We start from the raw sequence: 7260 nt of genomic DNA, 5'->3' as shown, positions 1-7260 counted from the left end.
ATTCGAGCTCGGTCCCGGGGATCCTCTAGAGTCTTCGTCACGAGCGCCGCCAGCGTCGAGCAGATCGCCGTCTTCCTGTCGGCGAGCGAACGCACGTTGCCGACGTCGCTGCGAATCGCGGCGGTCGGCCAGGCCACCGCGCGCGCCGTCGCCGATCTGGGCGCGAACGTCGACTTCGTGCCGCTGGGCCGCTCATCGGCGCAGACCATGATCGCGCAGTGGTGCGCAGCGCACAGCGCGAGCTCGACCGGGCGCTGCCTCGTGGTGCGCTCCGACCTTGCCGGCGCCGTCGTCAGCGACGAGCTGGAGCTGCGCGGCTTCGCCGTCGACGTCTGCATCGGCTACCGCACGGTGGGAATCGATCTCGCCCCCGACGTGGCGGCCGATCTCGCTGCCGGACGCGTCGCCGTCGTGCTGCTGACCTCACTGAGCGTCGGGCGCGAACTGCGCCGCCAGGTCGGGGTGCTGCCGGCATCCACCCTCGTCGCCTCGATCGGTCCGGGAACGACCCGCGACGCCGAGCGCCTCGGCTTCGTCGTCGGCCACACCGCCCGCACACAGAGCATCGATGCCCTCATCGCCGAGCTCGACACCCTTCCCCGACTCCAGGAGGTCATCCGATGACCGCGTTTCCCGTCCGTCGCCTGCGTCGTCTGCGCCGCAGTGCCGCCCTGCGACGCCTCGTCGCCGAGACCGACCTGAGTCCGCGCCGGCTCGTCCTTCCGGTGTTCGTGAAAGAGGGCATCTCCGAGGCGCAGCCGATTGCGAGCATGCCGGGGGTGCAGCAGTACCCGCTCGCGCAGCTCGCGGCCGTCGTCGACGAGGCGGCCGAGGCCGGCATCGGCGGCATCATGCTCTTCGGTGTGCCCGCCGTCCGCGACGCCGTCGGCAGCGGCGCGACCGATCCCGACGGCATCCTCAACCGTGCGATCGCCGTGGCCGCCGCGGCGGCGAAGGGGCGTCTGACGGTGCAGGCCGACCTCTGCCTCGACGAGTTCACCGACCACGGCCACTGCGGTGTGCTGGCCGCCGACGGATCGGTCGACAACGACGCGACTCTCGAGGTGTACGCGCGGATGGCGCTCGCCCAGGCGGAAGCCGGCGCCGACGTCCTCGGACTGTCGGGCATGATGGACGGCCAGGTCGCCGCCTGCCGTGCGGCTCTGGATGCCGCGGGCCGCAGCGACGTCGTGATCCTCGCGTACTCCGCCAAGTACGCCTCCGCGTTCTACGGTCCGTTCCGCGACGCCGTCGAGTCGACCCTCACCGGCGACCGTCGCACCTACCAGCTCGATGCCGCCAACGGTCGCGAAGGGGTGCAGGAGGCTCTCGCCGACATCGACGAGGGCGCCGACATCGTCATGGTCAAACCCGCCGGTCCGTACCTCGACGTGCTCGCCGAGGTCGCGGCGGTGTCGTCCGTCCCGGTCTGGGCCTACCAGGTGTCCGGCGAGTACGCGATGATCGAGCACGCTGCCGCGGCCGGGGTCATCGACCGTGAGCGTGCGATCGGGGAGAGCATCCTCGGCATCCGCCGCGCCGGCGCCGAGGCGATTCTGACGTACTGGGCGATCGAGGTCGCCGGCTGGCTCCGAGAGGGACGGGCACTCGCATGACCGACACCAACGACGCCCTGTTCACCCGCGCCCGCGCGGTCATCCCCGGTGGCGTGGACTCGCCCGTGCGCGCCTACGGCTCGGTCGGTGGGACGCCCCGCTTCCTCGTCGAGGCCGCGGGGGCGTATGTGACGGATGCCGAGGGCCGCCGCTACGTCGACCTCGTCGCCAGCTGGGGGCCAGCGCTGCTCGGTCACGCTCATCCCGAGGTCGTCGCCGCCGTCCAGGCCGCCGCCGCGCGCGGACTCTCGTTCGGGGCGCCGACGCCGGCCGAGGCGGAGCTCGTCGAGGAGATCGTGCGACGGGTGCCGGCCGTGCAGAAGGCCCGACTGGTCTCCACCGGCACCGAGGCGACGATGACCGCCATCAGACTGGCGCGCGGCGCGACCGGACGGGACCTTCTCATCAAGTTCGCCGGTCACTACCACGGTCACTCCGACGGGCTGCTCGCCGCCGCCGGGTCGGGGCTGGCGACCTTCGCACTGCCGGGCTCTGCCGGTGTGCCGGAGGCCGTCGCGGCGCAGACGCTCGTCGTGCCGTACAACGACCGTGCCGCGCTGGAGGAGGTCTTCGCCGCGCATTCCGGTCGGATCGCCGCCGTGATCACCGAGGCCGCGGCCGCGAACATGGGGGTGGTCGCGCCGGCACCCGGATTCTCGACGTTCGTCGCCGATCTCTGCCGACGCGAGGGCGCCCTGCTGATCAGCGACGAGGTGCTCACCGGCTTCCGCGCCGCACCGGGCGGCTACGCCCAGGTGCTCGCGGACGCGGGGGAGGAGGTCGTACCCGACCTCGTGACCTTCGGAAAGGTCATCGGCGGTGGACTGCCGGTCGCCGCGGTCGGCGGCCGCGCCGACGTCATGGACATGCTCGCCCCGCTGGGGCCGGTGTACCAGGCCGGCACGCTGAGCGGAAACCCCGTCGCGGTCGCCGCGGGCCTGGCGACGCTCCGTCTGGCCGACGCCTCCGCGTACTCCCGGCTGGCAGCGGCGGCCGACGCGGTCGCCCGTGCGGCGACGGCGGCGCTGACTGCGGCCGGGGTGCCCCACGTGCTGCAGCGGGCGGGAACCCTGTTCAGCGTGTTCTTCGGCGCCGAAGTCGTCGGCGGGGTGCCGGACTACGCGACAGCGCAGCAGCAGGACACCGCCGCCTACGGCCGGTTCTTCCACGCGATGCTGGATGCCGGCGTCTCGCTGCCGCCGTCGGCGTTCGAGGCGTGGTTCCTCACCGCCGCGCACGACGATGCCGCGGTGGCGCAGATCGTCGACGCCCTGCCCGCGGCCGCCCGCGCCGCGGCGTCCGCGTAGGGTTTCGCGAGCGCGGGATGCCGCGGGTCGCGGCGCGGCATCCCGTCTGCGATCTGCGACATCTCGCCGGCACGAGACGTCTCGGTGGCGCCGGCGACGGCAGCGGCGAGCCCGACCGAAGCCGTGTCGGAGGATCCCTCTAGCGTGTCGACCATGAACACCGACGAGCTGTTTCTGCGTTCCGACGCCGCCCTGCGCGACGTGATCGATCGGATCGATCCGGCCGATCTCACCCGGTCGGCGCCCGCCGACTGGACCTCCACCCCCGACCCCACGTTCCGCGACATCCTGCAGGCCCACACCTACGACGAGGCGTGGGTGCCCGACGTCCTGCGCGGCCGTGCGTCCGCAGACGGCGACGACCTGCGCGGGGTCGATCTGCTGGGCGATGATCCGATCGGCGCCTACGACGCGCGCAACGACGCCGCGACCGCCGCCGTTCGCGCCGGCGGCTACGCCGACACGTTCCGGTTCAGCTACGGCGACTACCCCGCCGCCGAAGGCCTCGCGCACTTGGCCACCTACCGGGCGTTCCAGGCATGGCAGATCGCGAAGCACCTCGGCATCCCGTTCCATCTGTCGCCGGAGCTCATCGCCGGTCTCGAGGAGCACGTCGTGACGTTCGCGGACGAGTGGCGCCAGTGGGGCGTGTTCCCTCCCGCCATCGAGGCACCGGCCGATGCCGACGACGAGACGCGCCTGCTCTGCGCCGTCGGCTACTGGGTCCCGTAGAGGGGCGATCGCGGCGTCCCTCGAGCCGGCGGCGCCGCCGGATAGGCTGGAGCGCATGCCCGTGACCTTGCTCGGAGCCGCCGAGATCCGTGCGCTCGCCGCCGACCTCGACGTGACCCCGACGAAGAAGCTCGGTCAGAACTTCGTCGTCGACGCCAACACGGTGCGAAAGATCGTGCATGTCGCGGAGGTGGCGGCCACCGACCGTGTCGTCGAGGTGGGCCCCGGGCTCGGGTCGCTCACGCTGGCGATCCTCGAGACGGGCGCGGCGGTCACCGCGGTCGAGATCGATCATCGCCTCGCCGAGCGTCTGCCGGCCACCGCTGCGTCTCACGGCGTCGCCGAGGGCGCGTTGACGGTGGTGGATGCCGACGCCCTTCGCGTCACCGCTCTTCCGGGCGATCCGAACGTGCTCGTCGCGAACCTCCCGTACAACGTGAGCGTTCCGGTGCTGCTGCACTTCATGGAGACCTTCCCGGGTCTCGAGCGCGGTGTCGTGATGGTGCAGGCCGAGGTGGGGGAGCGGCTCGCCGCCCCGCCGGGATCCAAGGTCTACGGCGCGCCCAGCGTGAAGGCCGCCTGGTACGGTCCGTGGAGGCTGGCCGGCACCGTTTCTCGGCAGGTCTTCTGGCCGGTGCCGAACGTCGACAGCGTGCTCGTCGGGTTCCGTCGTGACCCCGAGCCGCGCGGCGACGAGGCTCTGCGCCGCGCGACGTTCCAGGTGGTCGATGCCGCCTTCCAGCAGCGCCGCAAGATGCTGCGGCAGGCGCTGGCACCGGTGCTCGGCGGATCGTCGAGCACCGCGTCGGCGGTGTTGGAGGCTGCAGGCGTCGACCCGACGGCGCGTGGCGAGCAGCTCACGATCGCGGACTTCGTCGCGATCGCCCGCACGCTTCGGTAAGCACCGGTGCGCGCGCCGGGCCTCGCCGTGACCCGCTGACCGTCGGTCGGCGACATGTCGCGTCCTGTTCACCGCGCCGTCACGAAACATGCTTGTAACATTGCGCCCATGCGTATGGCCGAGCATCCTGCTCCCGAACGGGTTCTGCTCCACCTCAGTGACACCCATCTGCGCGCGGCGGGCTCGCGTATCTGGGACCGCGTGTCGGGTGAGGAGCACCTGGCTCGTGCGCTGGCCGGCATCGAAGCGTCGGGCGTGCGCCCCGACGCGATCGTGGTGACCGGAGACCTCGTCGATCTCGGCGAATGCGCCGCCTACGCCACGCTGCGCGCGATGGTGGAACCCGTGGCCGCGCGCCTCGAGGCGCCGGTCGTGTGGGTGATGGGCAACCACGATGATCGCGCCGCGTTCCGTCGCGAGCTGTGGGACAGCGAGGATGCCGACCTGCGCCCGGTCGACCGCGTCGACGAGTTCGACGGCCTGCGCATCGTCACCCTCGACACGTCCGTGCCGGGGCACCACTACGGCGAGATCAGCGAAGCGCAGCTCGCCTGGCTCGCCACGGTGCTCGCCACCCCGGCGCCGCTGGGCACGATCCTCGCCATGCATCACCCGCCTGTGCCGAGCGTGCTCGCGCTCGCGGCGAGCGTGGAGCTTCGCGATCAGGCGCGGCTGGCTCGCGTGCTGCGCGGCACCGACGTCCGTGCGATCATCGCCGGGCACCTCCACTACTCGACGTTCGCGACCTTCGCCGGCATCCCCGTCTCCGTCGCCTCGTCGACCTGTTACGCACAGGATCTCACCGTGCCGGTCGGCGGCACCCGCCCGCAGGACGGTGCGCAGTCCTACAACCTCGTCCACGTGTACGACGACACGGTGGTCCATTCCGTGGTCCCCGTCGATGTGCCACGCGTCATGGAGTACACCGACCCGCAGACGGCGCAGCGCCTCCTCGCGGAGGCGGGGATCACGGGCGTCGGCGTGCAGCGGCCGTCGGCCCCGCCGACACGTCCGGTGTTCGTGCGCCGCTGAGTGGACGCTCCCACGGGGCGCGGACCGGGAACATCCGCTCGAGCGTGTCGCGGAGCATCCGCACCCGCAGCTCTTCCGGCACCTCCGTCTCGCCGCCGTCGTTCAGGCAGAACATGTCGGCGTCGCGGCGCTGCTCCAGTCGACGCATCTTCTTCAGGGCCGACGCCATCGTGGTCTGCACGTACCGCACGCGCGGCTCGGTCGTCGCGATCGCCCGCCCGGTCATGAGCGCGTAGTAGTGATACAGGCTGTTGGTCACGGAGACGTCGGTCGCGCTGCGGAAGCGCGATGCCGCGGTGCGCGCGATGTCGTCGGCGAACTCGCGCTCCACCTCCGCGGCCACGCTTCGCCGCATCGGTGCCGCACAGTGTTCGAGGTCGCGCAGGATCACGCGACCGAACCGCTCGCGCAGGAGCTCCCGATTCACGCGCAGCGCGTTGTCGTGTCCGGACCGTTCCGTGCGCGTGGGGCCCGATCCGATGCGGACGTCGCACTCGACGAACTTCGTGAGGCCCCCCGCGGTGAAGAACATCTCCGCCGTCACGGGGCGGCCGAAGAACATGTCGTCGTTCGAGTAGAGGAAGTGCTCGGCCAGCCCGTCGATGCGGTGGAGTTGCGCCTCGACGGCATGGGAGTTGTGCGTGGGGAGCACCGACGGATCGGCGAAGAACTCGTCGCTGCGAACGACCGTGACCCGCGGATGCTCCCGCAGCCATGCAGGCTGCGGCGAGTCGGTGGCGTGCGGACCGCCGAGATTATGACCGCGAGTTTCGCGACGGCGGCGCCTTCGAAAGTGTCCCCCTGGTACTCGCGGCTCCGACCGAGGAAGGCAGTACTTCCGCAGTGCTTCGGCGACCGGCTCGGATTGAACGTCGTGACCGACACCGGAAGCGCCCGCCACTTCGGTGGCGCTCCACAGCTGAGCCACGACGCGGCCTACGATCGCGCCGAGGAGTGGCTCGACGGCATCCGCGCCCTCTGGAACTCGTGGGGTGAGGGGGCGCTGGTGCGCGATGCAGCCACCGGCGTCTACGCCGACGGCACGAAACTGGATCCGGTGCGACACCGCGGCGAGTACTTCGCTTTCGACGGCCCGCTCAATGCCGTGCCGTTCCGGCGCGGCGAACCCGTCATCGCCTCACCCGGAGGGTCGGGGCGTGGGCTCGGCTTCGCGGGCGCGAACTCCGACATCCAACTGGCGCTCGCGCCGCTGACGGAGCAGAGCGTGCGCGCCTACCGCGCGAAGATCCACGCCGCCGCCGCGGAGCGCGGGCGGGCGCCGTCCGACGTCAAGATCCTGTTCGCGCTGCAGCCGGTGATCGTCTCGTCGGCGGAGGAGGCGGACCGGGTCGTCGCCGCCTCCGCGCACCCCGACGACGCCGCTCTGCGTGCGATCGCCCAACGGCAGTCGAGCGACCTCGAGACCGACCTCACCGTCCTCGATCTGGATGCTCCGCTGCCGGAAGGCATCTTCGCCGAACACGTCTCGCAGGGATCCATCCGTCGACTCATCGGCGACCGGGATGCCGCGACCGCGCCACTGCGGACCCACCTCACCGCGCTGTCACGGGCGGGTCGCATCTCGGACCGCACCGGCTTCGTGGGCACGGCCGAAGAGTTTGCCGATCTCGTCGAAGAACTCGGCGAGTGGGGCAACGACGGGGTGCTGCTG

Annotated in this window: 7 protein-coding genes and 1 pseudogene; 7 read left to right on the top strand and 1 reads right to left on the bottom strand. The window is 71.6% G+C overall.

The features are described from left to right. From I5I_RS09035 to I5I_RS09010, 6 genes are all read left to right on the top strand, one after another. Positions 1–624, top strand: a 624-nt coding sequence (locus I5I_RS09035; protein WP_036318486.1) for a uroporphyrinogen-III synthase, incomplete at its 5' end; no start/stop codon positions are given. Next, positions 621–1616, top strand: a complete 996-nt coding sequence (hemB, locus tag I5I_RS09030) for a porphobilinogen synthase (RefSeq protein ID WP_036318478.1) — start codon at positions 621–623, stop codon at positions 1614–1616. The genes I5I_RS09035 and hemB, both read left to right, overlap by 4 nt. Beyond that, the gene (hemL, locus tag I5I_RS09025) at positions 1613–2923 is read left to right on the top strand and encodes a glutamate-1-semialdehyde 2,1-aminomutase (protein ID WP_036318476.1); all 1311 of its coding nucleotides are present in this window, start codon (positions 1613–1615) and stop codon (positions 2921–2923) included. The genes hemB and hemL overlap by 4 nt, the downstream gene beginning before the upstream one ends. 153 nt (positions 2924–3076) lie before the next feature. Continuing rightward, positions 3077–3655: a hypothetical protein gene (locus I5I_RS09020; RefSeq protein WP_036318483.1), complete on the top strand. Its 579-nt coding sequence runs from the start codon at positions 3077–3079 to the stop codon at positions 3653–3655. Positions 3656–3710: 55 nt separating this feature from the next. Continuing rightward, complete coding sequence (gene rsmA / locus I5I_RS09015) at positions 3711–4556, top strand: 16S rRNA (adenine(1518)-N(6)/adenine(1519)-N(6))-dimethyltransferase RsmA (RefSeq protein WP_036318473.1); 846 nt, start codon at positions 3711–3713, stop codon at positions 4554–4556. A 108-nt stretch (positions 4557–4664) separates the two neighbouring features. After that, the gene (locus I5I_RS09010) at positions 4665–5588 is read left to right on the top strand and encodes a phosphodiesterase (protein WP_036318471.1); all 924 of its coding nucleotides are present in this window, start codon (positions 4665–4667) and stop codon (positions 5586–5588) included. On the opposite strand, the pseudogene I5I_RS09005 reads toward I5I_RS09010, so the two are convergent. Next, positions 5524–6327: pseudogene (locus tag I5I_RS09005) on the bottom strand (stealth conserved region 3 domain-containing protein); the annotation flags it as partial. The gene I5I_RS09010 and the pseudogene I5I_RS09005 sit on opposite strands and share 65 nt — an antisense overlap. Between I5I_RS09005 and I5I_RS09000 the strand changes: the two are divergent. Continuing rightward, on the top strand, positions 6217–7260 hold a 1044-nt coding region (locus I5I_RS09000), incomplete at its 3' end, for an LLM class flavin-dependent oxidoreductase (RefSeq protein ID WP_306305735.1). The pseudogene I5I_RS09005 and the gene I5I_RS09000 overlap by 111 nt on opposite strands.

It is taken from the genome of Microbacterium sp. B24, assembly GCF_000333415.1.
In the GTDB taxonomy this organism is placed as follows: domain Bacteria; phylum Actinomycetota; class Actinomycetes; order Actinomycetales; family Microbacteriaceae; genus Microbacterium.
This window is presented reverse-complemented; position numbering and strand designations above follow the sequence as displayed.